Consider the following 23,929-nt stretch of genomic DNA (forward strand, 5'->3'; position numbering starts at 1 on the left):
GCTGCTCACAGCTCGGTCGCTGCGCTCCCTCGTCGGTTCGCAGGAAAATGCCGCCTCCCCGATTTGAACGGGGGACAGCTCGATCTTCAGTCGAGTGCTCTCCCAGTCTGAGCTAAGGCGGCTCGCACTCGCATCAACGCCGATTCGAGACAAAAGGATTTCGAAAGGTCGCGGGCGGATCTCCCTCGTCCCGCTCGCGTCGCGTGAATCCGGCTCGCGCGGTCCGCGAGGACCGTCAGGTATCGGACGATATCGCCGGCGATCCGGGGCGACGGCGCGGATCGTCGTTTTCGCAACGGCTCCGTCCGTCGCGACCCTTCGTCCTCTCGATGCCGTCGCACGACCACGACCACGACGATCACGACACGCACCGCGAGAAACTCGACGCCGCCGTCGACGAGCGAAGCGACTGGGCGCGCCGCCGCCGCGAGGGGATCCCGACCGACGAGAACCTCCTCGTCGTCGCCTGTATGGACGAGCGAATCCCGATCGAGGAGGCGCTCGGCATCGACTTGGGCGACGCGCAGGTGTTCCGCAACGCGGGCGGGAAGGTGACCGACGACGTGATCCGCTCGGCCGCGCTCACGACGAACTTCTTCGACACCGACGAGATCGTCGTGATCAACCACACCGACTGCGGGATGATGAGCGCCCCCGACGAGGCGGTCCGCGAGGGCCTCGAAGCGCAGGCCGGCGACCTCGACGCCGCCGACCTCGACCCCTCGCTGCCGGAGCTGACCGTCGGGGACGCCGACCTCCTCGACTGGGTGAAGATGACCGACGACATCGACGCCGCCTGCGCCGCGCAGGTCGAGTACCTCCGCGAGTCGGAGTTCATCCCGGACGACACGACCGTCTCCGGCTACGTCTACGAGGTCGAGTCCGGCGAACTCCGCCGTCCCGACGAGCGCATCGCCGAGGAGATCAGCGAGCGCCGGGCCTGACCACGGCCGCGAGAGCTCGACTCGCCGCCCGGCGCCGCCTCCCGCCGCCCGAGGTGTGACGTTTTTATGCGCCCGCGGCGAACCGAGCGACAGATGGACCGAGCACGCACGCCCGCCCCGGCGCGAGGTGGTGTCGGTGGGCGCTGACGGCGGCTCCGCCCCCGAGTCGGACGCCACGAGCGACGACGCCGACGCGCCGGTCGTCGCCGGCTTCTTCTCCGGCTGCGGCGGCCTCGACTTGGGCTTCGAGCGGGCCGGCTTCGACGTGGCCCTCGGGAGCGACCAGTGGGAGCCGGCCGCGGAGACGTACCGCCGCAACTTCTCGGACGTGGAGTTCATCGAGGAGGATGTCCGCGGGCTCGACGCCCCGGCGATCCGCGAGACCGTCGAGCGCGCCGGCTACGAACCCGACGGGATCGACGTGGTGATCGGCGGCCCGCCGTGTCAGGGGTTCAGCCGGCTCAACAACGAGCAGATCGAGCTGGACGAGATGGAGAAGGACCGGCGGAACACCCTCTTCGAGGAGTTCCTCCGGGTCGTCTCCGTCCTCGAACCGCAGCTGGTGTTGATGGAGAACGTCCGCGACCTGATCAACCGGCAGACCAGCGACGACCGGTACGTGAAAGACCTCATCGTCGACGAGTTCGCGGCCCACGGCTACAAGTGCGAGTACCGCGTGCTGGAGGCCGAGCAGTACGGCGTTCCCCAGAAGCGCCGCCGGATCTTCTTCGTGGGGACCGACCGCGACGTGCCGATCCGCTTCCCCGAGCCGACGACCCCGGAGGGGAACTGGCGAACCGCGGGCGAGGCGCTCGCGGACGCGAGCGACGACCTCCCGAACATGAGGTACGCGAACACCGGAGAGAAGACGCTCGAACGCATCCGGCACGTCCCGCCTGGCGGCTACTACCGAGACCTCCCGGACCGCCTGAAGACGAAAAAGTACCAGTGCGACTGCGAGGACACCGACACCTGCCCCCACGAGCCGGAAATAGTCAAGCGGTACGGGACGTACCTCCGCCGGCTTGACCCCGACGAGCCCTCGCTAACGGTGAGCACGAACGTCTTCATCCACCCGACCGAGGACCGCTACCTCACCCCCCGCGAGATGGCACGGCTCCAGACGTTCCCGGACGAGTTCGCGTTCGAGGGGACGAAGACCGACGTGATGAAACAGATCGGCAACGCGGTCCCGGTCCGACTCGGCGAGGAATTGGCGAACCAACTCCGGGAGTACTTCCCCGAGATCCGGGACGCGCCCCCCGCCGACCCCGACGTGTACGAACAGCAGTCGCTTACGGATCTGGCCTGAGCGCGATATCGTTTTGAATCACACACATACTGCTCTTTTCGCAGTCTCTGGGCGTCGCTGTACTGCTTGTCTGCCGACCCAAACACCCGCCTCCCCATCTACGCCGAAAAATTCTCATCCTCAGCTATCCACATATGGAATAACCACTTGCGGTACTGCTGTGTGAGCGAAACTGTCAAGCAACCCCACTCGCTTACACAAGTATGATGATGTCTCCTTTGAACAATCAGGACGCACACGATCTAACGTATGTCTGACGTTTGGGATCCCGAATCCGAGATCGAGGAAAACCGTCATAACTGGTCGGGTGAGCCGAAGCACTTCGAACCCGTAGACGCCGCACAACGAGACGAAAGCGAGCCTAAAGCTATCGACCTCTTTTGCGGTCCCGGCGGGATCTCTGCCGGACTGGAGTGGGCGGGTTTTGAACCCGTTCTCGGTGTGGACATTCACGAGCCTTCAGTCGAGACATACCGGCGGAACCACCCCGGCGCACACGCTATTCTCGGAGATATCCGGCGGATCAACAAGCGGAACGATGACGATCGGGATATCTTCGAGGTCATCGAAAGCAATAGTTCGGTTGAGTCAACGCTGCTCGCGGAAGTCGCAGAAGAGGCGCTCGCCGGCGACGAGCTCAGCCTACTCACGGCGGGAATCCCCTGTCAAGGGTTCTCGATCGCCAACCGAAAGCAGCACGACGAGGACGAGAGGAACTATCTCTTTGAGGAATTCATCCGCGGTGTCCGACTGCTAAATCCGAAGCATATCCTCATCGAAAACGTCTCAACGATGAAATCCGCCGACGACGGTGGATTTGTCGACGCTATCGAGGAGTGTCTCGATATACTCGGATACAGCGTCGACCATCGAATTCTCAACGCCGCTGATTTCGGGGTTCCACAGAAGCGTCGCCGTCTCTTTTTCCTCGGGACACGAACAGATGCGCCTCTTATATGGCCCGAACCGACACACGAGGGTACCCCGCGGTCGACCGAGGACGCGCTTGCGGACCTTCCGCCGCTCGACGCCGACGAGGAGTCCGCCACTTACGATCGGGAGGGCAATCCCACGGAGTTCCAGCGCCTCATGCGGGAGGGAGTGAAATCCGAGGACGACCTCTGGAACCACAAAGCGCCGAACCACCGTCAGACGACTATCGATAGGGTCAAAGAGACGGACCCGGGAGAGCCAATGTACGATCGCTTTAGACAGCGAATACGGCTCCACCCGGATGAGCCCGGGCCCACAATCATCGCAGGTGGAATTCGCCCGCAGTTCCAATACGGACACTTTTCTCAATCTCGTGGACTGTCCGTCCGAGAGCGGGCTCGGCTACAGTCGTTCCCCGACCAGTTTAAATTCGAGGGCGGAACCGTCCAAGGACGGGTTCAGACAGGGATGGCCGTCCCCCCACTCCTCGCGAAGCATATCGGTGAAGCGATCCGAACGTCTCAGGATGCCGAACTGTTCGTTCGCACCGTCCTCGATGAGTACGGGGACAAGACCGCTTCCCGCCCGTGGAGGAGCACGGATTCGACCCCATACGAGGTTCTCGTCGGAGAGATACTCGAGAGGGACACTCCGTCTGAAACGGTAGAAGCCGTGTTCTCGAAGTTCATCGAAAAATATCCGGACGAAAGGTCGCTCACGGAGGCGGATGTCAGTCAAGTCACGGACCTTCTAGCGGAGTTCGGCGTCGACGGAACGGTCGCCCGGAATCTCCGAGATATCATGAGCCAAGTGATGTTCTCGGGGGTTCCCGAAAGCGAAGGAGAACTCACTAAATTACCCCATATCGACCGAGCTATCGCCTATACGATCCTCTGTTTCGGTCACGGGAAGCGCTGTCCAGCCGTTGACGAGAACGTCACACGCATCTACGAGCGGTTCTTTGACATTTCCGTTAGCGATCCCTTCCAAGAAGACGACCATCTCTGGGACTTCGCGAGAGCGATACTTCCGGAAGACGACTATCTGCGATACAACCGGGCGGTCATCGAGTTCGCGTCGGACTACTGCGTAGACGATTCCCTCGACTCTACCGGCGGTCGGGTCTCCTCACTATCACACCTCCTCGGCTGACGTTCACGCTAGCTTTTTTAATTACCCCTGAGATGCGATTCTTAGAACCCAATGTTCCGGATCTGGAACGACAGCGAGCGCTTTGCGAGATATATGATCGAGAACACCGCCCTCTCGAATCACAAACCTGACGTCAGTACCCAACACCTTCCAAAAAGTGATGCTGGTGACCCAAAGGAGTTCCATCGGGTTCCGGATCACATCAAGGAGATCCTCTATCTAGACTCGCCGGATCTCATCGTCGAGGCCAACGGAGAGCCTCTGTTCACCGTCGAAATTTCGGAGGAAGCAGGGACCGGACATAACGCGTTCCAGCGGTTTCCCCGGATCGCCGCGTCCGTGGAGGCCTCCGTTCCAGCGCTTTACATCTACCCCGAAGCGACGTTCATCACGAGGAAAAACAGTCAAGACTGGGACGAACTGAACCCTCTTATCTTCCGAGCGTTGGAAAGCGCGATGCAGATTCACGAGGTGCCCGCGCTTCTATACTACTATCCGTCTGACTTCGATGGAACGAGCGATCCGCCGGGTCACCGCTCGTCTCAAAACGGACTCCGGTACGACGACGAAATCAACGGGCAACCGGATCGCGACGACGCCGAGATGCAGTCCATGTTCGACGTCGTGGACACGTTCATCGAACGGGCGACCGGGTCGACGGAGTTGGACTTCATAAAGAACCGGGCCGTCAGAGAGCGTCGGAACTGGATGCAAAACCAGTTTGCCGACAAAGAGGGCCCGGGCAAAACGTGGTCTCCCTTGACGAGCGTGAAGACGGTCCCGACCGAGAAAGTGGTTGACTACCTGGAGGAGGCCAATCCCACTTGCCGGCCCGAACTGCTGACGCGAAGGGACGAGACCGTCATCTACTCGGCCAACGCGAAAATTCGCGGAGACCCCTACCCCGGTGCGCTGGCGGCGATCGACTATCTGAAGGCTCGTATCGGTGAATCGTACCGTGACCGCGATCGGAATCTCGTTTTCTGTTGGGGAGAAGTCTCGCAGACCGAGAGTGGTGAACTCGACGTAACAGCGCGGAATGAGTCCGGGTCATCCGTCGAGGCGTTTGTCGAGGAGGCCAACAAAGTCGCAAACGTCAACAGGCGCCTGCTCCTCGGAAAGGACTACTCGGAACTGAAAGACAGCGAGATCCCTCGGTACTATATGCAGGTCCGACACGGCACACGGTTCACACAGCGAAAACTCGTCCGCTGCTACGCGTACTTCGCGGACGCAATCCTCTTTCACGACGGTGCCCTCTGGCGGGAAGGGTAAATGAACGAAGAGCAGGTCACCGAAGCGGTCGAGGAGTACCTCGAAAGAGAGGGATGGACGATGTTCGCGGTCGACTACCCGACAAGCGGCTCCGGGTTACGCCTCCATCCCAATGACAGGGAAGCCGGTACCAAACACTCCGGTTCCATCGTCCCCGACATCGTCGCTCACCGAGACGGAACTGTCCTCATCGTCGAGTGTAAGCCCCACTTCGATCGACACGACGCACGGAAACTCGACGAGGTCGCTGAGGGCAGATACTCCGACAGCCTCGAACGACGCGTCTATTCGACGGACGTACGCGAGGTCGCCACCGCGCTTGCGTTTCCGAAGAGCGACGAGTCCTCCGTCGAACCGGAGCTACTCAGTCAGATCGACTCTCTCCTTCTCGTGGGCGACGACTCTCTGGTTTTCGAGAAAGAGGCGTAGGGACTCTGTAAGCGACGACCGGGGTTCAACAGCTATCGAACCGAAATCGTGATGGGACCGCCCGGATTCGAACCCCAGTCGCTCCGCTCGCGTCGCTCGCTCCGCTCCCTGCTTCGAATCCGCTCCACGGCTGCGGCGCTCGCGGAGTTGCTTGCGCCGCAGAAATGGGACCGCCCGGATTCGAACCGGGGTCACGGGCACCCAAGGCCCGGAGTATACCACTAACCCACGGTCCCGCGTCCGTACCTACCCCGAAGAGCCGCTAAAGGGTTTCGTTGCGCTCCGCGCCGTCATTCCTCGTCGTCGCGCCGTTCGAGGTCGGCGACGATGTCGAACGGGTCAGTCCCCTTCCGGACCGAATCGAGGATGAAGAACGCCTCGTCGGGCGCGAGGAAGTGTCTGGTGACGCCGCGGCCGAGCGGCGTGGGCTCGAAGCCGTCGATGAAGTTCCACTCCAGTAGCTTCCCGAGCGCGTGCTTGGTGGGGACCTCGCCGATCATGCGGTCGTTGAGGCGCTTGGCCTTCTTGCCGGCCACGACGACGTTCGCGAGCGTCTCCTCGGCGGCCGCGGTCTCGTCGTAGTGGGTCGCCACGTCCTCCATCTCGCCTTTCAGGAGGGTGAACGCCACCTCGTCCTCCGTGCGGTCCATCGAGCCGTGGTAGACGCCGTCGGGCTCGACGAGGAGGTAGACGCGGCCGCGGTCGTGGTAGTCCGGTCGCCCGGCGCGCCCGAGCATCTGCGAGAACTCCTGGACGGAGAGCCACTCGATCCCCATCGCCAGCGAGTCGAAGATCACCTGCGAGGCGGGGAAGTCGACCCCGGCCGCCAGCGCCGCGGTGGTGACGACCGCCGAGAGGTCCTGGTTCCCGAACATGCGCTCGACCTTCTTCCGGCGCCCGTAGTCGAGCCCGGCGTGGTACGGCGCCGAGTCGTACCGGAGCTTGCGGCTGATCTCGTGGCATCGCCGCCGCGAGTTCGTGAAGATGATCGTCTGCCCGCGGTACCCCTTCGACGATTTCGTGTCGAACTCGCGTTTCACGAGCTTGTCGGCGATCTGGGCCTTCTCGCGGCCGTCAGCGAACGTGACGTGGCGCTCGATGGGGACGGGACGCTCCTCGTACTCGATGAGCGTCGCCCGGAGCCGCTCCGCGAGCCACTCGGGGTTCCCGACCGTCGCGGAGAGGTAGACGAACTGCGTGCCGTCGTAGCCCGCGTGGGTCTCCATCCGATCCTCGCTGTAGTATTTCAGCCGCGAGATGAGCCCGTCGAGCCGGTGGCCGCGCTCGCCCTCCTTCAGCGTGTGGACCTCGTCGATGACGACCGTCCCAACGTCGCCCAGATCCTTGCCGGTCCGGAGCGCGTGGTCTATCCCCTCGTAGGTGCCGACGATCACGTCGGCGTTCGGATCGAAGCGGTTGCCGTCGTCGTTCACCCGCGAGGAGCCGACCCGGATGGAGACGTCGAGCAGGTCGCCGTAGCGGTCCTCGAAGTCCTCGTGTTTCTGGTTGGCGAGCGCGACGAGCGGGACCAAGAAGAGCAGCTTCCCGTCCCCCTTCAGCGCGCGGTCGATCCCGGTCAGCTCGCCCACGAGCGTCTTCCCCGTCGCGGTCGCGCTCACCACGAGCTGGTCGTCGCCGTCGAGCAGCCCGTTCCGCACGGAGAGGCTCTGAACCGGCAGCAGCTCCTCGAACCGCCCCTGAAGATGCGAAGACAGGTCCGGGTGTAAATCGAGGTCCGCGGTCTCGACCGGCGAGACATCGTCGACGTTGGCGGACACCTCGTCGTACTTCGTGAGGTCCGGGTCGAGTCCGCCTTGGAGCAGGCTCACGATCCGGTCTAAGTCGCCCGACTCGTACAGCAGCTCTTCGAGGCGCTCCTCGGCCGCGCCCGTGAACTCGCCTTTGTACGACAGCTCCCGCTCTAGCTCTCGGCGGGCGCAGTCCCGGCAGATCAGCTCGCCGTTGTGCTCGACGGCGTCCTCGCTCGTGATCGGGCCGTACCGGCCGTCGCTCGCGCAGCGCCGGCAGGTCCGGACCGCCGTCGCCTCCAGCTGGTAGCCGTCGAGCATCTCCTTCAGCCGCGTCCGGTTCTCGGGGGTGGTCTGCTCGGAGATGCGAATCCGGCCGGCTGCGCGGGCGAGGTCGACGAACTCGTCCGGCTGGCGGGGGTGGTCCTCGCCGTCGCGGATCACCCGGAACTTCCCCGGGCGCGGGCCGGCGGACGTCTCCTTGAGTTCGAGCCGCCCGCGGAGCACGCGGTTGCCGTCGCGGTTCGCGACGACGGTGTAGTCGCTCCGCGCCTCGTGGAGGAACAGCGTCTCGACCTCGGCCAACTGCTGTGACACTAGCCGTCGGTACGCGAGGTAGGTATTTCAGGAGTTCGGCTCGGGAGTCGCCGCGTGCGCGGCGCTGCGGCTCGACGGGACGGTCGCACGGAGAAGAACCCGCCTCGCGGACGGGGACGCGGTCGGTCGTTACGAGACGAGCAGCTTCTCGCCGCGGTCGACCGTGATCCGGCACGGCGGGGAGAGCTTGTTGTACGCGCGGCGGAACGCCTCCTTCACGACGGACGCCTGCTCGACGTCGCAGTACGCCGTGAAGACGACGTCGTCCTTGCTGAGCCGCGCGGCGGTACCGACCGGCTTGCCGAACGCCTGGCGCATCCCGTCGGAGACGCGGTCCGCGCCGGCGCCGGTCGCCTGCTTGTTCTCCCGGATGACCTGATGGGGGAACTTGCGGAGGGTCATCTTGTAGTTGCCCTCGCCCAGCTCCTTGATCAGGTGGCGGTTCGCGGAGAGGCGCGCGCTCTCTAGGGAGCCGTGTCGCACCTGAAGCTCCTCCTCGACGCGGAGGCTGATCTGGACGGGGTAGTCGTCCGGCTCCGCGGAGAGGTCGCCCATGTTGTGCTGGGCGATCTTCGAGCCGGGGATGCCCGTGATGTACTCGCGGCGGGTGTACGACGGCTTGTCGATCGTCCGATACATAGAGGCGGGTTTGTCAGACATGGCTACTTGTCCGATGTAGCCCCCGCTGCGGCGATAAAGCCTTCGATAGCGAGGCGCCTTCGGCGGCTCGTTCGGCGCCAGCGCCGGCGCTCCGCCGGATCGCGGCCCGCGTTGACACGCCGCTCGGCTCACTCCGTCGGCGTCGGGTCGAGCGCGACGTGGTCGAACCCGCGGTCAGCGAGCCGCTCCGCGGCCCGGTCGGTGACCGAGGGCGCGACGAGTATCCCGCGGACGGCCGGCGGGTCGCCGGAGTCGCTCCCGCCGTCGACCCCCAGTTCCTCTCCGAGCGCCCGCACGTACCGGGCGAGCTGCCCGACCGCGTCCGGGCCGACCCGGCGGCGTTTCAGCTCGACGACGACCGGCGTCCCCTCGTCGTCGACGCCGAAGACGTCCATCGGACCGGCGCTGGAGGAGCGCTCGGTCTCTCTCGGCTCGAACCCGGGTTCGACGAGGTCGGGACGTTCCAAGATTCGGGTTCGGAGGTCCTCCTCGCTGCCGTGGAGTTCGAGGTCTCGGCCGCCCGTCACGGCCATCGCTGAGAGCTGGTGAACGTCGGAAAAGCGGACCGTCAGCGTCTCGTCGGGGTTATCCCGGGTCGAGACCACGCGGAGCCGCCCCTCGCGGACCGCGGCGCGGTGTTGCGACCCCGGCGGCTGCCAGTTGACCGGCTGGCGCCCCTCGTCGGTGTGGACGAGGGCGGCGCCGTCGGGCTTCAACACCAGCAGGCGGTCGCCCGCGCCGAGGTCCGAGGCGGCCCGTCCCTCGTAGGTGACCGTACAGCGGCCGAAGGCGCTGACGAGGTCGCCGCGCTCGAAGGCGTCCTCCAGCTCCCAGAGGGCCTCGCGGTGGCTCGGGTCGTGGACGCTCGTGACTGTCACTAACCGTCGTAAGCGCCGGCGGCTCAAAAAGGACGCGAGCCGAGGAGTCCGGTCTCAGTCCCCCCGCCGCGACACGACGATGCCGGCGACGAAGAGGACCGCCCCGAGCGCGAAGGCGGCGATACGAAGCGTCGTGTCCGAGACGAGGAATCCGGCCAGGACCGAGACGCCGAATCCGGAGTGTAACACCGCTGTGAGGTTCATACGACCAGTACGGTCGCGTCGCACAAAAGCCGGTCGGACCCGTTACCGCGACGGTCCGATCGCCTCGCGCGGATCGTTCATGCTGTCACAGTCGCTCACGACTCCGCGTCGTTCCGTGAAGCGCGTTTAGCGTCGAAAATCCGTCCTCAGTAGCTTTCGATCTCGACGTCCAGTCGCTCGAAGTCGTCGACGTTTCGGGTCAGGACCGGTTCCTCGACGACCTCGGCGGTTGCGGCGATGATCACGTTGCCGTCGCCAACCGGTGTTCCTTCGTTCTGTAGCTCACCCGCGAGTCGACCGGCCTTCCGCATGACAGCGGTGTCGGCCGGGTGGATCGGCTTCGAGGCGAGGATGTCTTCGACCTTTTGACGCTCGCTCTCTGACTCGGTCGCTCGGGCGATACCGCAGTACAGTTCGAACAGCGTCACCGAGGAGATGCGCTGCCGGACCAGTTCCGTTTCCAACTCCCGAGCTTTCTCGACGGCGTCCCCGTCTCCGTTCATCAGGTCGATGAGAAACGACGTGTCCAGCAGCACGCTACGCCTCCCGAAGCCGGTCGGCGGTGTCCTCTAGCTCGGCGGCGCGTCGATCACGTCGTTCCTCGACGGCTTCTCGGAGCGCATCGGCCTCCTCGTCGCTCAGGACCCCCGCGAGTTCCAGCAGCGATCGCTCGCCGGCGAGCCGGAGAACGACGTCGGAGAACGTCTCGTCGTCTCGCTTGTGAGCGGCGAGCCGCTCGTAGGCCTCCTCGGAGAGACGGATGCTCTTCGACATGTGTATACGGTCGTATGCTGCTCACAAAGGCTTTTTTCAGGAACCGACGCTGCCCGTCTACGTCCCGTGTTCCCAGCTACCCATGTACTTGCGCTGCTCGTCGGTGAGGTCGTCGTACTCGACGCCCTCGGCGGCCAGCTTGATGTCCGCGACCTCGCGGTCGAGCTCGTCGGGCACGTCGTGGACGCCGGCGTCGTACGCGTCGCCGTTGGCGGCCAGTTCGCGGACGACGACCGCCTGAACGCCGAAGCTCTGGTCCATCACCTCGACCGGGTGGCCGAGGGCGATGGGGGCGGCGAGGTTGACGAGCCGCCCTTCGGCGATCACGTTCAGGACCCGGCCGTCGGGCATCTCGAACCCCTCGACGCCGTCGCGGACCTCGTAGCGGTCCACGGCGAGATCGTCGAGGTGGTCGAGGTTCACCTCCACGTCGAAGTGGCCGGCGTTCGCGAGGAGGACGCCGTCGTCCATCTCCTCGAAGTGCTCGCGGGTGATCACGTCGCGGTTACCCGTCGTCGTGATGAACACGTCGCCCTTCTTCGCTGCCTCTGTCATGGGGAGCACCTCGTACCCCTCCATGTGCGCTTCGAGCGCCTTGCGGGGGTCGACCTCGCAGACGATGACGTTCGCGTTCTGCCCGGACGCCTTCTTGGCGACGCCCTTCCCGCACTGGCCGTACCCGCCGACGACGACGTTCTTGCCGGCCCACGAGAGGTTCGTCGTCATCGCGATGGTCGCGAGCGACGACTCGCCCGTCCCGTGGACGTTGTCGAACAGCTGTTTCATCGGCGTGTCGTTCACGGCGAAGACGGGGTAGTCGAGCTCGCCGTCGGCGTCCATCGCGCGCAGGCGGTCGACGCCCGTGGTCGTCTCCTCGGCGCCGCCGACGACGGAGTCGATCAGGTCGGGGTACTCCTCGTGGACGAGCTTCACCATGTCCATCCCGTCGTCGACGGTGATGGTCGGCTCGTGGGCGATACAGGCGTGCATCGCGTCGTAGTACTCCTCGTCGTCGACGCCGCGGACGGCGTAGGAGGTGATCGACTCGTGCGCGTCGAGCGCGGCCGACACGTCGTCGTGCGTCGAGAGCGGGTTACAGCCGGTGATCGCGACCTCGGCGCCGCCCTCCGCGAGCAGCTCGACGAGGTTCGCCGTCTTCGCCTCGACGTGCATCGCCATCGCGATCGTCTCGCCTTCGAGCGGCTGCTCCTCGGCGAACTCCTCGCGGAGCGCGTTCAGTATCGGCATGTGCTGGAGCGCCCAGTCCATCTTCCGGCGCCCCTCCTCTCGGGCCGCCTCGACGTCCGAGAGGTGCTGTGACACCGGCGGGTACGCGGTTTCGCTCATACCACTTGGTTCGCTCACGGCGCACTAAACCCTGCCGACACCGGAGTGCGCACCGAAAAGGGAAATTCGGTCGTCAGCGACCGTCGCTCGCGTCACCGAACCGAACTGCGGACCGGACCGTCAGTTACCGCCGGGACCGCCCGCGTGGTCCGGCGGGCCGCTCTCGCCGTCGTCCTCGTCATCCTCGTCGTCTTCCTCATCCTCTTCGTCTTCCTCGGATTCGCTCTCCTCCGCGTCGTCTTCTTCGGCGTCATCCTCGTCTGCGTCGTCTTCCTCGTCCGCGTCGTCGCCGCCCGGGCCGGCGTGGGCCGGCGGGCCGCCCTCGCCGCTCTCGTTGTCGCTATCGGGGCCCGCGTGGTCGGGGGCGTTCCCCGGCGCGCTCTCGTTCTCGTCGGTCTCGTTGCCGTCCGCGTCGCCGGGACCGCCCGCGTGGTCGGGGGCGTTACCGGGGTTGTTCTCCGTCGCGAAGTCGGAGACGGCCGCGCCGATGCCGCCCTCGCGGTCGCTGATGTCCTCGATGAAGTCGCGCATCAGCTGGCCGAACGGCGTCTCCTCGACCGCCTCCTCCTCCCCGTCGGCCGTCAGCTCGACGGTCGTCGAGGCGCTCCGGTCGCCGTCGCTCGCGGTCACGTCGACCGAGACGTCCTCCTCGGCGGCGGGCAGGTCGACGGTGCCGTTCTCGTCCGTCTCGTACTCGCCCGTCCCCGCGTACGACGCGTTCTCGTCGGCGTCGTCCGCGAGGGCGACGTCGACGGTCGCGTTCCCGAGCGGCTCGTCGTCGTCGGTCACCGTCACCGTTGGTTCCTCGTCGGTGTCGTCGACGTCGAGTTCGAGCCCGTCGGGCGCTTCGAACTCGGCCGTCTCGGAGACGCTCTCGTTCTCGTACTCCGCGGTGACCTCGACGGTCACGTCCTCCTCGGCGGCGGGGAGGCCGACGGTGCCGTTCGCGTCGGTCTCGTACTCGCCCTCGCCGGCGTAGGTGGCGTTCTCGTCGGCGGTCGTCACGTTCACCGACGCGTTCTCGACCGGCTCGTCGTCGTTCGTCACCGTGACGACCGGCTCGCCGTCGGTGTCGTCGACGTCGAGTTCGAGCCCGTCGGGCGCTTCGAGGTCGACCGTCGTCGCGGCGGTGTCGTTACCGGCGGCCGCGACCTCGACGGTCACGTCCTCCTCGGGCGCTTCGAGGTCGACGGTGCCGTTGGCGTCCGTCTCGTACTCGCCCGCTCCCGCGTACGACTCGTTCTCCGCGTCGACCACGCTCACGTCGACCGTGGCGTTCTCGACCGCGGTTCCGTTATCGGTCACCGTGACCGTCGATGTCCCGTCCGCGTCCTCGTCGACGGCCACTTCGAGGTGGCCGTCGGCGGCCGCGACGCCGGTCATCGCGCCGAGCGCGACGACCGCGATCAGTAGGATGGCTGTCGTGCGTTCGCTCATGTCCACTCGGGTCCAATCCCCGTTACCGTATAAAAAGGCGACTCGGTTAAGGCGGTTTAATTCGGTTTGTTATCGGGTTAACGGCGCTGAGGCGTTTCTTTTGGGAGATCGGAGGTTCGGTGGGGGTTTCGCCGGTTATCGGCCCCCGATTCGCCCCCGGTTTCGGGTCGAACCTCACTCGCGCGCGATACGTGGTGTACGTTCGGGTCGCTGGCGAAGCACCCACTACCGAAGCTCCAGTCGCTCATTTATAAATAGACGATGACGGATCGACGGAGAACACCTCCAAAGCCCCAGCCGCGAGGGCGACGTACTCTCGCTGCGCGCTTCACTCAGTCGCTCACTGCGTTCGCTCCCTCGTTCCAGTGCTTACGTCGCCTACGTCGCCCTCGCGGCAGCGTGGCGCTACGCGCCACGGGCAGCGAGGGACTCCGTCCCTCTGGCAACCGGGCTTCGCCCGGTGACAGCCGGCGGCTTCGCCGCCGGCGACTGCCCCTTTCAGTCCCACCCCGCCCCGCACAGCAACCGTCGGAAGACGTTCCTGCTCGCTCACTCCGTTCGCTGCGCGGGCTGCGACTTCCGTGCTCCCGCTCGCTCCCGCCGGTCGCTCGCGGGACCGCACCTCACGCCTCCCCAGCCTCGCGGCTCACGGCTCGCGGCTTCGCCGCTCGCGTTCGCCGCGTCCCTCGCGCGTGCGGTTCGCGGCCTGCGGCCGCTCACCGGCACGCGCCACCGCGGTTCATTCATAAGAAGTACGTCAAACTCAGCTGCTCTATTTAAATACTGCCACGTGGGTCGGCTTTGCGCGTCGCGTTCGGTCGCGGTCGCGCTGCGCGCTACGCCGATTCGACCCGCTCGACGAGGTCGCTCGCGGCGCCCGCGGCGCGCTCCTTGACCGCCTCCGCGTCGAGCGTCAGGACCTCGCAGTCGCGCATGAGGACTTCGCCGTCACAGACCGTGTGGCGCACGTCGCTCCCGCGGGCCGCGTACGCGAGATGGGAAACGGGGTCGTGGACCGGGGTGAGGTGCGGCGCGTCGAGGTCGACGACGGCGAGGTCGGCGGCCGCGCCTTCCTCGATCCGACCGCCGGGGAGGTTCAGGGCGTCCGCGCCGCCGGCCGTCGCCATCTCCACGACGGCCGCCGCGGGGACCGCGCTCGCGTCGTCCGCGGCCAGCTTCCCGAGCATCGCGGCGTCGCGCATCTCGTCGAACACGTCGAGGTCGTTGTTCGAGGCCGCGCCGTCGGTGCCGAGCGCGACGGTCACGCCCGCCTCGCGGAGGCGCCGGACCGGGGCCATCCCGCTCGCGAGCTTCATGTTCGAGGCCGGGCAGTGAACGATCGCGGTCCCCGCCTCCGCGAGGCGGTCGACCTCGGAGCCGTCGACGTGGACGCCGTGCGCGAAGAAGTCGTCCGGGCCGAGCGCGTCGAGGTCCTCGGCGTACGCGATCGGTCGCTCCCCGCGCTCGTCGACGATCGGGCCGACCTCGTCGGTCGTCTCGTTCGCGTGGAGGTGGACCGGAACGCCCGCCTCTCGCGCCTGCGCGACCCCTTCGCGGAGGTACTCCTCCCCGACCGTCGTCAGCGAGTGCGGCATGAACGCGGTGCGGATCCGGCCGTCAGCGGCGCCGTCGAGTTCGCGGGCGACCGCGACGCTCTCCTCGACGTCCGCGCGGGCGTCCGCGTCGCCTTTGCCCACGGTCACGGCGCCGTGGCCGAGCCGAGCGCGCAGCCCCGCGCGGTCGACGGCCTCGGCCACTCGGTCCATCGCGAAGTACATGTCCGCGAACGCGGTCGTCCCCGACCGGATCATCTCCAAGACGCCGAGCTCGGCGCCCGCCTCGATATCATCGGGCGTCAGTTCGGCCTCCGCCGGCCAGATGTCCTCTCGGAGCCACGGGTCGAGCGGCTTGTCGTCGGCGTAGCCGCGGAGGAGCGTCATCGCGACGTGCGTGTGCGCGTTGACGAGCCCGGGGATCACGAGCGACCCCGTCGCGTCGAGCGTCTCGTCGGCCGCCCCGCCGACCGCGTCGTCGACGTCGCTCGGTGCCCCGACGGCCCGGATCGTCCCCTCGTCTCGGTCGGCCGCGACGTCCGCCCGCTCGACCCGACCGTCGGGTCGGAGCACTCGCCCGCCGCTGACGCGGAGCTGGTTCATACCGGTCCGTTCCGGCCGCCGCACCAAACGCCTTCGGTTCCCGGCTCGCCCGCGCCAGAAGCTTCTTGCCCGCCGGCGGCCGCGTTCCGGCATGGCAACCGACGCCCAGCAGGCGTGCTTCGAGGCGGGGATCAAGTTCGGCTCGCTGTATCATCAGTTCGCCGGCACGCCGGTCAGCCCGTCGAGCACGCGGAGCCTGGAGACCGCGATGGCGGAGGCGATAGAGAACCAGCCGCACTGCGAGGCGGTCGACGTGACGATCCACAACGACCGCGTCGCGGACGACATCGACCACGAGAACGGCTACACCGAACTCACCGGCTCGCTGATGGACGTCGAGATGCGGATCGAGCACGAGGGCGTCACCGTCCGTACCCGGATGGCGATGGCGGACGGCTACCCCCTGATGGAGTTGGTCGAGGTGCTCGACGGCTGAGCTACCCGCGGCCCCACCGGGCTTCGCCCATTTTGGACGCCCGCTTCGTGTCAAATTATTCCGCAAGTGGCCGGGAACATGGAGGAAGATTTTAGTATTGGCTATCTGAATTGACACTACATGTCCGATCCAGCAAACGACGAATCGGTCGGAAGTACGAAGCGACGCAAGCTGCTCAGTCTCCTCGGCGGCGGCGCCGCGGTGACTCTCGCCGGCTGTTCTGGCGATCAAGGGTCCTCCGACGGCGGTGACGGCGAGGACGGCGAAGACGGCGGTGACGGCGAGGATGGCGGCGACGGCGAGGACGGTGGCGACAGCGGCCCTACCTTCGCCGACCAGGCACAGGCCGCGTGGGGGCGTGCGGTGAACAACCCGCTTCCGGAAGACGAGGAGCTCCGTCAGGAGGCGTACGTCGAGATGGAGGAGGCGGTCCGCGACGACATGGCCCTCCTCCCGCTGTACCACGGCCTCACCGAGCTGTTCTGGTACGACTACGTCGACGTCCCGCTGACCGGCGCGCTCGGTAAACACTGGCAGCAGCTCAACACGACGGAGGTCGAGGGGAAGGACAGCCTCAACCTCATCAACAGCACCTTCGACGAGCTGGACCCGATCATGTCGACCGACACGGCGTCGTCGATCGTCATCACCCAGATCTACGAGAACCTCACCGCGTTCCCGAACGGGGTTCCCGAAATCGAAAACCAGCTGCTGGAGGAGTACGAGGTCTCCGAGGACGGGACCACGTGGACGTTCACGCTCAAAGAGGACGTCCAGTTCCACGGGGGAGAGACCGTGACCGCACAGGACGTGAAGTACTCCTGGCGGCGCACCGTCGAGTCGGGTAACTCCGAGCGCGCGACCTTCACCCTCAACCAGCCCACCGGGCTCGGGATCGAGGTCGAGACGGACGACGAGGGCGACCCGGTGCCCGACTCGCTCGCGATCGAGGTCGTCGACGATCAGACCCTAGAGATCCAGCTCTCCGGCCCGAACCCGGACGTGCTCGACATCATCGCGTACAGCAGCTTCGCGGTGCTTCCCGAGGGGTACGTCGGAGATATCGAGGGGTACGACGGCGAGGTCTCGCACGACGAGTTCATCACTAACGTGGCGAACGGGACCGGTCCGTTCGAGCTCGACGAGTTCAACGTCGACGAGGACGTCAGCGTCGTCCGCAACGACGACTACTGGGGCGAGACCGCGAGCGTCGAGGCCGTCAACTGGGAGATCATCGAGGACGACCAGGCCCGGTGGACGTACGCGCTCGAACAGAACGCCGACCGGTTCGAGATCCCGACGTTCGCCTACGAGCAGGACGCGATCAGCGCCGAGACCGACGACCGCGGCCGCGAGGTCGGGACGTACGGTCCGGCCGGCGACCTCGAAGAGGAGGTGAACTACCTCGGGGTCTCGGAGATCAGTACGTACTACTTCGGGTTCAACATCTCGAACACGCCGCGGGCGGCCCGACAGGCGGTCGCGTACGCCCTCAACAAGGAACAGATCGTCCAGCAGGTGTTCGCGGGCCGCGGTACGCCGGCGTACAGCTTCCTCCCGCCGGCGATCTGGCCCACCGGGCAGGACGGGTACCAGTCGTTCCTCGACGACTACCCGTACAGCCTCGGCGAGAACGACTCGCAGGGCGCGCAGACGGTTCTCAGCGAGGCGGACTACACGCAGGACAGCCCGTTCGAGATGACGCTCACCACCTACGAGAGCGAGGTGTTCCAGACCGCAGGGGAGCTCGTCCGCGACCTGCTGTCCGGCACCGGACTCGACCTGTCGCTGGAGACGTCGCAGTTCTCGACGCTCCAGAGCCGCGGCGAGGACGGTGACCTACAGATGTACTCGCTCGGATGGATCTGGAGCTGGCCCGCCGTCCCGTACGGCATGTTCCAGCTCGAGCCGCGCAACACCGACACCTCGACGATGCCGGGCGAGACCAACGGGTTCTACCTCGACTGGCAGACGAACCTCGAGGAAGAAGCCGAGTAACGGTCGGTCCCGTCCCCTTATCGAAGGATTTAGTTAGACAACCGGCTTCCCCTCCGATACTGACTCGACGTATGCCCACCATACCCCACCGAATACGTTTCACCCCATGAGTCGCTGGGAGTACTTCGTCAAACGACTGCTGCTCACGGTCCCTGTGCTGTTTCTGGTGTTGAGCTTCCTGTTCGTCATGCTCCGGCTGGGACCGATCGACCCGGTCGCGGCCCGGCTCGGCCCACAGGCGACCGGCGGCGACAGACAGGCGATCCGCGAGCGCCTGGGTCTCGACGACCCGCTCTGGGAGCAGTACGTGGACTTCATCACTAGCTTCCTGACGTTCGATCTCGGCCAGTCGTGGGTCGTCCAGGCCGGCCGTCCGATAACCGAGATCGTGCTCAACGCGGCCCCGGCGACCCTCTGGCTCGGGTTCTGGGCGATCCTGTTGCCGCTCTTCATCGGGATCCCACTCGGCTTCTACGCCGGGCTCAACCCGAACTCGCTGGGCGACTACACCGCCTCGCTCGGCGGGATCCTCTGGCAGGCGCTCCCGAACTTCTGGCTGTCCGTCATCGCGCTGGCGACGCTCCGCCAGACCCGAAACGGGGGCGGTCCGTTCGGGTTCGACTGGTACTCGCTCGGTCCCGACTTCCTGACGCGGAACCTCAGCATCACCGGGACACCGAATCTCACGTGGTTCTCGACGACCGACATACTGTTTTTCCCGGTGCCGTACATCTCCGACTGGACGGCGCTCGCGATCGACATCAAGCTAATCTTACCCCCCGCGCTCATCCTCGGGTCGGCGTCGATGGCCGCAGAGCTCCGGATCGGTCGGACGGCGATGCTCGAGACGGTCAACGCGAACTTCGTCGAGACGGCGCGTGCGAAGGGGTTGAGCGAACGCGTGATCGTCTGGAAACACATCTTCCGGAACGCCCTGATTCCGCTCCTCCCGGTCATCACGAGCGAGGCGTTCCTCCTCATCGGCGGCTCCGTGATCGTCGAGCAGATCTTCAACATCAACGGACTCGGTCGGATCTTCTTCCAGTCGCTGACGAGCGGCGACATCCCGATGGCGGGGGCGCTGCTTTTCATCTTCACTCTGATCATCCTGTTTTTGAACATCCTTCAGGACTTCCTGTACACGATTATTGACCCGCGTGTGGGGTACGACCAATGAGCACGACACAGATCGACGACGGCCTCGACGACCCGGACCGCGAGAACAGACCGTTCAGCGATCGGCTCCGTCGGAATCCGCGGCCGGCGCTGGTGTGGTTCGGCGTTTTCGGACTGTTGCTCTTGCTCGAGATCGGCCGCGTGTTCGCCGGCGTGAGCACGCTGTTCGGCGTCGTCGGCTTCGTCGTCAACGTGGTGGCGATGACCCCCGCATCGATCGGCGGCAACGTCTCCGGAACGCTGGGCCCGATCGCCGGCGGGGTCGTGACGGCGCTCGTCGCGGTCGCGCTCGCCTTCGCGCTCGTGGTCCCGTTCTCCGAGTACGTGCCGGACAGGGCGGTCGACGTCCTCGGACTGGACCTGACGCGCCGCGGCCACCGCTGGGCGAAGCGGGCGGAGCTGACGTTCGCGCTCGTCGCGGTCGGCGCGCTGATCGCGTACACCCCGGTCGGCGGTGCGTTCTCAGCGTTCGTCGCTGCGGTCACCGGCGGCGTCGAGACGCTCTCGACGACCCTGCCGTCTCTCACGAGCCGTGAGCTGATCCCGAACACGGGTCATCGCCTCCCCGGCGGCGGCTGGGACGACACGTTCCTCGGTCTCTCGCCCGCGGTCGCGTGGGCGATTCGCACCGGTCTCGTCTTCGCGTACGCGCTGACGGTCCTCGCGTGGCTGTGGCGCGGCTTCGAGACGTACCGAACTCACTACCGCAGCGCGGACTGGACGCCGACGGACGACACGATCCGGCGCTTCCGGAACAACTACTGGGGGCTGTTCGGGTTCGCCATCGTGTTCCTCTTCGTCGTGCTGGCGCTGTGGGCGCCCGCGGTCAGCCCGGTCGAGGCGGAGCACAACATCTACGAGCCGAACGCGAACACCTTCGAGTACCTGAGCGAAGACGGCGAGGTGACGGAGGTTAACCACGTGTTCGCGAACCTCGAAAGCCGCTCGGACGGGCAGACCACCGTCGGTCCGCTGAGCTACGACGACTACGGGAGGTGGGCGCCGCTCGGCACCACCAACCGGGGGCAAGACATGATGACACACCTCTCGTACGGGGCCCGAACGTCGCTGACAATCGGGGCCACGGCGATCGGCATCGGCGCGCTGATCGCGGTCGTGCTCTCCCTCCTCTCCGCGTATTACAAGGGGATCACCGACATCGCGTCGGTCGTGGCGAGCGACACCATACAGGCGATCCCGGCGCTGCTCTTAGTCATGCTCGTCTCGGTCATCTTCCAAGACGCCAATCACCCGATCGCACAGCCGCTAGACGGCGGACTACTGCTGGCGTTGATCTTCGCGTTCGCGTACTGGCCCGGCATGTGGCGCGCGATCCGCGGCCCGTCGCTTCAGGTCTCGGAACAGGAGTGGGTCGACGCCGCCAAGAGCTACGGACAGACGCCCCTGCGGACGATGCGGAAGCACATGGCTCCGTACATCGCCGGCTACATCCTGATCTACGCGTCGCTGCTCATCGGCGGGGTGATCATCTCGACGGCCGCCCTGACGTTCCTCGGGCTGGGGATCAACCCGCCGACGCCGGAGTGGGGACGCCTCATCAACGGCGGGCAGTCGTACGTCGCGACCTCCTCGTGGCACGTCGCCACCGTGCCCGGGATCGCGATCGTCCTCGTCGTCGTCGCGTTCAACGCCCTCGGTGACGCCCTCCGTGACGCGATCGATCCGGAGGCCGACGTCGACGAGAGCGAGGCGGCGACCACCGGAGGTGGTGCCTGATGCCGACCGACGAGCGCTCCGGCCCGACCGGCACGTCCGGGTCGACCGCCGCGGGTGCGGAGGGAGACGGCGATCCGCTCATCGACGTCCGAAACCTCCAGACGACCTTCTTCACCGACAAGGAGACGATCCGCGCGGTCGACGAGATCAGCTTCACGATCAACCCCGGCGAGACGGTCGGTATCGTCGGCGAGTCCGGCAGCGGTAAAAGCGTCACCGCGCGGTCGCTGATGGGGCTGATCGAGTCGCCCGGCCGCGTGCTGGAGGGGAGCAGCGTCCGGTACCGCGACGTCGCGACCGTCCGGGAGTTCGCCGGCGAGTACCCGGGGCGGACGGTCGCCGTCGACGACCTCGCGGCGAGGTACGACCCGGACGCGGTGTTCGACCGGACGGACGCGACGCCGCGGGAGTTCGGGTACGCCGCTCCCGAGGACGTCCCATTGGTCGACGTCCTCGCCGCCGGCTACGGCGACGAGGTCGGCCTCACGGACGGCGACGACTGCGTGTTCGTTCTGGAGGGCGATCCGGACGACCCGAGTGCCATCCGCCGCGGCTTCGTCGAGCTCACGCGCGTCTCGGGCGAGGTCCAACGGAAGATGCGGGGCGGCCGCATCTCGATGGTGTTTCAGGACCCGCTCACGAGCCTCAATCCGGTGTACACGGTCGGCAACCAGATCAAGGAGGCGCTCCGGCTCCATCAGGGTATCACGGGTCAGGAGGCCACCCAGGAGGCGGCCGACCTCCTCGAAGCGGTGGGGATCCCCGACGCCCGGCGTCGGGTCAACGAGTACCCCCACCAGTTCTCCGGCGGGATGCGCCAGCGCGCCGTGATCGCGATGGCGCTCGCCTGCGAGCCGGACATGCTGATCTGCGACGAGCCGACGACCGCGCTCGACGTGACGATACAGGCGCAGATCCTCGACCTGATAGCTGACATTCAGGAGACCCGCGACGTCGCGGTGATGTTCATCACCCACGACATGGGCGTGATAGCCGACGTCTCCGACCGGGTGAACGTGATGTACGCCGGTGAAATCGTCGAGTCCGCCCCCGTCGAACCGCTGTTCGCGGACCCGAAACACCCGTACACCAACGGGCTGCTCGAGTCCATTCCGGGCGGACAGGTCGGCGAAAAGCTCACGACGATCGAGGGCAGCGTGCCGACCCCGAACGAGGAGCCGACGTACTGCCGGTTCGCGCCGCGGTGTCCCAAGGCGTTCGACGAGTGCGAGGCGGTACACCCCGAACCGGTGCCGATCGACGGCGACACCGACGACCACACGGCGGCGTGCCTCCTCTATCCGGAGGACGAATCGACCGAGGCGGCGATCGCCCGTCATCGCGGGCGAACGGAGCGAGGTGACAGTAAATGAGTTCGAACACGGTTTCGACGGCGACTGAGACGACCGAGCCGGAACCAGAGCCGATGGTGAAGGTGCGGGATCTGAAAACGTACTACGACAGCGGCGGCCTCTTCGACGACCGTCCGGTGAAGGCGGTCGACGGCGTCAGCTTCGACATCCACCGCGGCGAGACGCTGGGTCTCGTCGGCGAGTCCGGCTGCGGGAAGACGACGCTCGGCCGGACGCTGATCCAGCTCGAAGACGCCACGGACGGGCAGATCCTCTTCGACGACACCGACATCACGACGCTCCGAGGCGACCAGCTGTACGAGTGGCGCCAGAACGCCCAGATGGTGTTCCAGGACCCCGACTCCAGCCTCAACGACCGGATGACGATCGGCGAGATCGTTCGGGAGCCGCTCGACGTCCACGAGTGGAAGACGCCGGCCGAGCGGCGAGAGCGCGTGAAGAACCTGCTCGATCAGGTCGGTCTCGAGGCCGAGCACTACTACCGGTACCCGCACCAGTTCTCCGGCGGACAGCGTCAGCGGGTCGGGATCGCCCGCACGCTCGCGCTCAACCCCGAGTTCATCGTGCTCGACGAGCCGGTGTCGGCGCTCGACGTCTCCGTCCAAGCCGAGATCATCAACCTGCTCGAAGAGCTCCAAGCGGAGTTCGATCTCACGTACCTGTTCATCGCGCACGACCTCTCCGTGGTGCGTCACATCTGCGACCGGGTCGCCGTGATGTATCTCGGTAACATCATGGAGATCGGCCCCACCGAGGAGCTGTTCACCGACCCGGCGAACCCGTACACCCACGCTCTACTGTCGGCGATCCCGAAGCCGGACCCGACCGAGCGCCGCGATCGAATCACGCTCCACGGGACGCCGCCGAACCCGCGGTACCCCCGAGCGGCTGTCCGTTCAGCACGCGCTGTCCGGCGCGTATCCGACCGTCGGACCACGAGGACCTCGACGACGAGATCTGGGACGGGATCAACTCGTTCCGCGAGATCCTCCGCGAGCGAATGCGAGCGAGCCGCTCGATACGCGAACGGGTCCGCGAGCGGCTCGGCTGGGAGACCCGGTTCGCGACGATCGGAGAGACGTACGAGGAGCTGTTCGGTGACCTCGACGTTCCCCCCGGCGTCGAGGAAGTGCTCACGGCGGTCGCGGACACCGCGCGGGATCACGACGAACAGGCCGCGATCGACGAGCTCAACGCGGAGTTCGGGAGCGTCTGTGACGGGGTCGACCCGGAGGGCGGCTCCGACTCGGTCGAGCCCGACTACTTCACCGTCAGCGAGAGCGGCCGCCTGAGCTACTGTCACCGGCACGACGACGCGCACCGAGAGACGAGCGCCGTCCTCGACGACCGGGCCTGAGACGCG

At 66.2% G+C, this 23,929-nt stretch carries 19 protein-coding genes, 2 tRNA genes and 1 pseudogene; 11 read left to right on the plus strand and 11 right to left on the minus strand.

Going from position 1 to position 23,929, the window contains the following annotated elements; translation table 11 throughout:
• Nucleotides 1-48: 48 nt before the first annotated feature.
• Nucleotides 49-122, minus strand: a tRNA-Phe gene (locus tag KI388_RS13910).
• Between the two features lie 207 nt (nt 123-329).
• Here KI388_RS13910 and KI388_RS13915 point away from each other — a divergent pair.
• The 5 genes from KI388_RS13915 (at nt 330) to KI388_RS13935 (ending at nt 6,045) form a co-directional block, all read left to right on the plus strand.
• On the plus strand, nt 330-944 hold the full coding sequence (locus KI388_RS13915; protein ID WP_215087176.1) for a carbonic anhydrase: 615 nt from the start codon (nt 330-332) through the stop codon (nt 942-944).
• Nucleotides 945-1,074: 130 nt separating this feature from the next.
• Complete coding sequence (locus tag KI388_RS13920; protein ID WP_215087177.1) at nt 1,075-2,256, plus strand: DNA cytosine methyltransferase; 1,182 nt, start codon at nt 1,075-1,077, stop codon at nt 2,254-2,256.
• 249 nt (nt 2,257-2,505) lie between these two features.
• A complete protein-coding gene (gene dcm, locus KI388_RS13925) occupies nt 2,506-4,341 on the plus strand; it encodes a DNA cytosine methyltransferase (protein WP_215087178.1) in 1,836 nt (611 codons plus the stop codon).
• Nucleotides 4,342-4,392: 51 nt separating this feature from the next.
• The gene (locus tag KI388_RS13930; protein ID WP_215087179.1) at nt 4,393-5,616 is read left to right on the plus strand and encodes a hypothetical protein; all 1,224 of its coding nucleotides are present in this window, start codon (nt 4,393-4,395) and stop codon (nt 5,614-5,616) included.
• Nucleotides 5,617-6,045, plus strand: coding sequence for a hypothetical protein (locus KI388_RS13935; RefSeq protein WP_215087180.1), 429 nt, complete (start codon nt 5,617-5,619; stop codon nt 6,043-6,045).
• Between the two features lie 165 nt (nt 6,046-6,210).
• Here KI388_RS13935 and KI388_RS13940 read toward each other — a convergent pair.
• From KI388_RS13940 to KI388_RS13985, 10 genes are all read right to left on the minus strand, one after another.
• Nucleotides 6,211-6,281, minus strand: a tRNA-Pro gene (locus KI388_RS13940).
• Nucleotides 6,282-6,335: 54 nt separating this feature from the next.
• Nucleotides 6,336-8,390, minus strand: a complete 2,055-nt coding sequence (locus KI388_RS13945; RefSeq protein ID WP_215087181.1) for a DEAD/DEAH box helicase — start codon at nt 8,388-8,390, stop codon at nt 6,336-6,338.
• A gap of 129 nt (nt 8,391-8,519) precedes the next feature.
• Nucleotides 8,520-9,050 carry a 50S ribosomal protein L16 gene (locus KI388_RS13950; protein ID WP_215087182.1) on the minus strand — a complete coding sequence of 177 codons (531 nt, stop codon included), beginning with the start codon at nt 9,048-9,050 and terminating at the stop codon, nt 8,520-8,522.
• Between the two features lie 128 nt (nt 9,051-9,178).
• Nucleotides 9,179-9,928 (minus strand): endonuclease NucS, encoded by a 750-nt coding sequence (gene nucS, locus KI388_RS13955; RefSeq protein ID WP_215087183.1) that lies wholly within the window; start codon nt 9,926-9,928, stop codon nt 9,179-9,181.
• A 54-nt stretch (nt 9,929-9,982) separates the two neighbouring features.
• On the minus strand, nt 9,983-10,132 hold the full coding sequence (locus tag KI388_RS13960) for a hypothetical protein (RefSeq protein ID WP_215087184.1): 150 nt from the start codon (nt 10,130-10,132) through the stop codon (nt 9,983-9,985).
• 146 nt (nt 10,133-10,278) lie between these two features.
• A complete protein-coding gene (locus KI388_RS13965; RefSeq protein ID WP_215087185.1) occupies nt 10,279-10,668 on the minus strand; it encodes a type II toxin-antitoxin system VapC family toxin in 390 nt (129 codons plus the stop codon).
• A 1-nt stretch (nt 10,669) separates the two neighbouring features.
• Nucleotides 10,670-10,906: an antitoxin VapB family protein gene (locus KI388_RS13970; RefSeq protein ID WP_215087186.1), complete on the minus strand. Its 237-nt coding sequence runs from the start codon at nt 10,904-10,906 to the stop codon at nt 10,670-10,672.
• A gap of 57 nt (nt 10,907-10,963) precedes the next feature.
• On the minus strand, nt 10,964-12,253 hold the full coding sequence (locus KI388_RS13975) for an adenosylhomocysteinase (protein ID WP_215087187.1): 1,290 nt from the start codon (nt 12,251-12,253) through the stop codon (nt 10,964-10,966).
• 120 nt (nt 12,254-12,373) lie between these two features.
• Nucleotides 12,374-13,690: a DNA primase gene (locus tag KI388_RS13980; RefSeq protein WP_215087188.1), complete on the minus strand. Its 1,317-nt coding sequence runs from the start codon at nt 13,688-13,690 to the stop codon at nt 12,374-12,376.
• 836 nt (nt 13,691-14,526) lie between these two features.
• On the minus strand, nt 14,527-15,846 hold the full coding sequence (locus tag KI388_RS13985) for an amidohydrolase (RefSeq protein WP_215087189.1): 1,320 nt from the start codon (nt 15,844-15,846) through the stop codon (nt 14,527-14,529).
• A 91-nt stretch (nt 15,847-15,937) separates the two neighbouring features.
• On the opposite strand from KI388_RS13985, the gene KI388_RS13990 reads away from it, so the two are divergent.
• The 6 genes and pseudogenes from KI388_RS13990 (at nt 15,938) to KI388_RS14015 (ending at nt 23,923) form a co-directional block, all read left to right on the plus strand.
• On the plus strand, nt 15,938-16,282 hold the full coding sequence (locus KI388_RS13990; RefSeq protein WP_215087190.1) for a dihydroneopterin aldolase family protein: 345 nt from the start codon (nt 15,938-15,940) through the stop codon (nt 16,280-16,282).
• 120 nt (nt 16,283-16,402) lie between these two features.
• On the plus strand, nt 16,403-18,280 hold the full coding sequence (locus KI388_RS13995; RefSeq protein WP_215087191.1) for an ABC transporter substrate-binding protein: 1,878 nt from the start codon (nt 16,403-16,405) through the stop codon (nt 18,278-18,280).
• A gap of 106 nt (nt 18,281-18,386) precedes the next feature.
• Nucleotides 18,387-19,457: an ABC transporter permease gene (locus KI388_RS14000; protein WP_215087192.1), complete on the plus strand. Its 1,071-nt coding sequence runs from the start codon at nt 18,387-18,389 to the stop codon at nt 19,455-19,457.
• Nucleotides 19,454-21,193, plus strand: coding sequence for an ABC transporter permease (locus tag KI388_RS14005; RefSeq protein ID WP_215087193.1), 1,740 nt, complete (start codon nt 19,454-19,456; stop codon nt 21,191-21,193). Before KI388_RS14000 ends, KI388_RS14005 begins: the two co-directional genes overlap by 4 nt.
• Nucleotides 21,193-22,566: an oligopeptide/dipeptide ABC transporter ATP-binding protein gene (locus KI388_RS14010; RefSeq protein ID WP_215087194.1), complete on the plus strand. Its 1,374-nt coding sequence runs from the start codon at nt 21,193-21,195 to the stop codon at nt 22,564-22,566. The genes KI388_RS14005 and KI388_RS14010 overlap by 1 nt, the downstream gene beginning before the upstream one ends.
• A pseudogene (locus KI388_RS14015) lies at nt 22,563-23,923 on the plus strand (ABC transporter ATP-binding protein). The gene KI388_RS14010 and the pseudogene KI388_RS14015 overlap by 4 nt, the downstream one beginning before the upstream one ends.
• The last annotated feature ends 6 nt before the right edge of the window (nt 23,924-23,929 follow it).

This window comes from Halorubrum sp. 2020YC2 (assembly GCF_018623055.1).
In the GTDB taxonomy this organism is placed as follows: Archaea; Halobacteriota; Halobacteria; order Halobacteriales; family Haloferacaceae; genus Halorubrum.

Excerpts from the sequence above, each read along its gene's own strand:
- KI388_RS13915 (WP_215087176.1), top strand. The coding sequence starts at position 330 with ATGCCGTCGCACGACCACGACCACGACGATCACGACACGCACCGCGAG.
- dcm (WP_215087178.1), top strand. The coding sequence starts at position 2,506 with ATGTCTGACGTTTGGGATCCCGAATCCGAGATCGAGGAAAACCGTCAT.
- KI388_RS13930 (WP_215087179.1), top strand. The coding sequence starts at position 4,393 with ATGTTCCGGATCTGGAACGACAGCGAGCGCTTTGCGAGATATATGATC.
- KI388_RS13935 (WP_215087180.1), top strand. The coding sequence starts at position 5,617 with ATGAACGAAGAGCAGGTCACCGAAGCGGTCGAGGAGTACCTCGAAAGA.
- KI388_RS13950 (WP_215087182.1), bottom strand. The coding sequence starts at position 9,050 with ATGTCTGACAAACCCGCCTCTATGTATCGGACGATCGACAAGCCGTCG.
- KI388_RS13960 (WP_215087184.1), bottom strand. The coding sequence starts at position 10,132 with ATGAACCTCACAGCGGTGTTACACTCCGGATTCGGCGTCTCGGTCCTG.
- KI388_RS13970 (WP_215087186.1), bottom strand. The coding sequence starts at position 10,906 with ATGTCGAAGAGCATCCGTCTCTCCGAGGAGGCCTACGAGCGGCTCGCC.
- KI388_RS13975 (WP_215087187.1), bottom strand. The coding sequence starts at position 12,253 with ATGAGCGAAACCGCGTACCCGCCGGTGTCACAGCACCTCTCGGACGTC.
- KI388_RS13980 (WP_215087188.1), bottom strand. The coding sequence starts at position 13,690 with ATGAGCGAACGCACGACAGCCATCCTACTGATCGCGGTCGTCGCGCTC.
- KI388_RS13985 (WP_215087189.1), bottom strand. The coding sequence starts at position 15,846 with ATGAACCAGCTCCGCGTCAGCGGCGGGCGAGTGCTCCGACCCGACGGT.
- KI388_RS13990 (WP_215087190.1), top strand. The coding sequence starts at position 15,938 with ATGGCAACCGACGCCCAGCAGGCGTGCTTCGAGGCGGGGATCAAGTTC.
- KI388_RS13995 (WP_215087191.1), top strand. The coding sequence starts at position 16,403 with ATGTCCGATCCAGCAAACGACGAATCGGTCGGAAGTACGAAGCGACGC.
- KI388_RS14000 (WP_215087192.1), top strand. The coding sequence starts at position 18,387 with ATGAGTCGCTGGGAGTACTTCGTCAAACGACTGCTGCTCACGGTCCCT.
- KI388_RS14005 (WP_215087193.1), top strand. The coding sequence starts at position 19,454 with ATGAGCACGACACAGATCGACGACGGCCTCGACGACCCGGACCGCGAG.
- KI388_RS14010 (WP_215087194.1), top strand. The coding sequence starts at position 21,193 with ATGCCGACCGACGAGCGCTCCGGCCCGACCGGCACGTCCGGGTCGACC.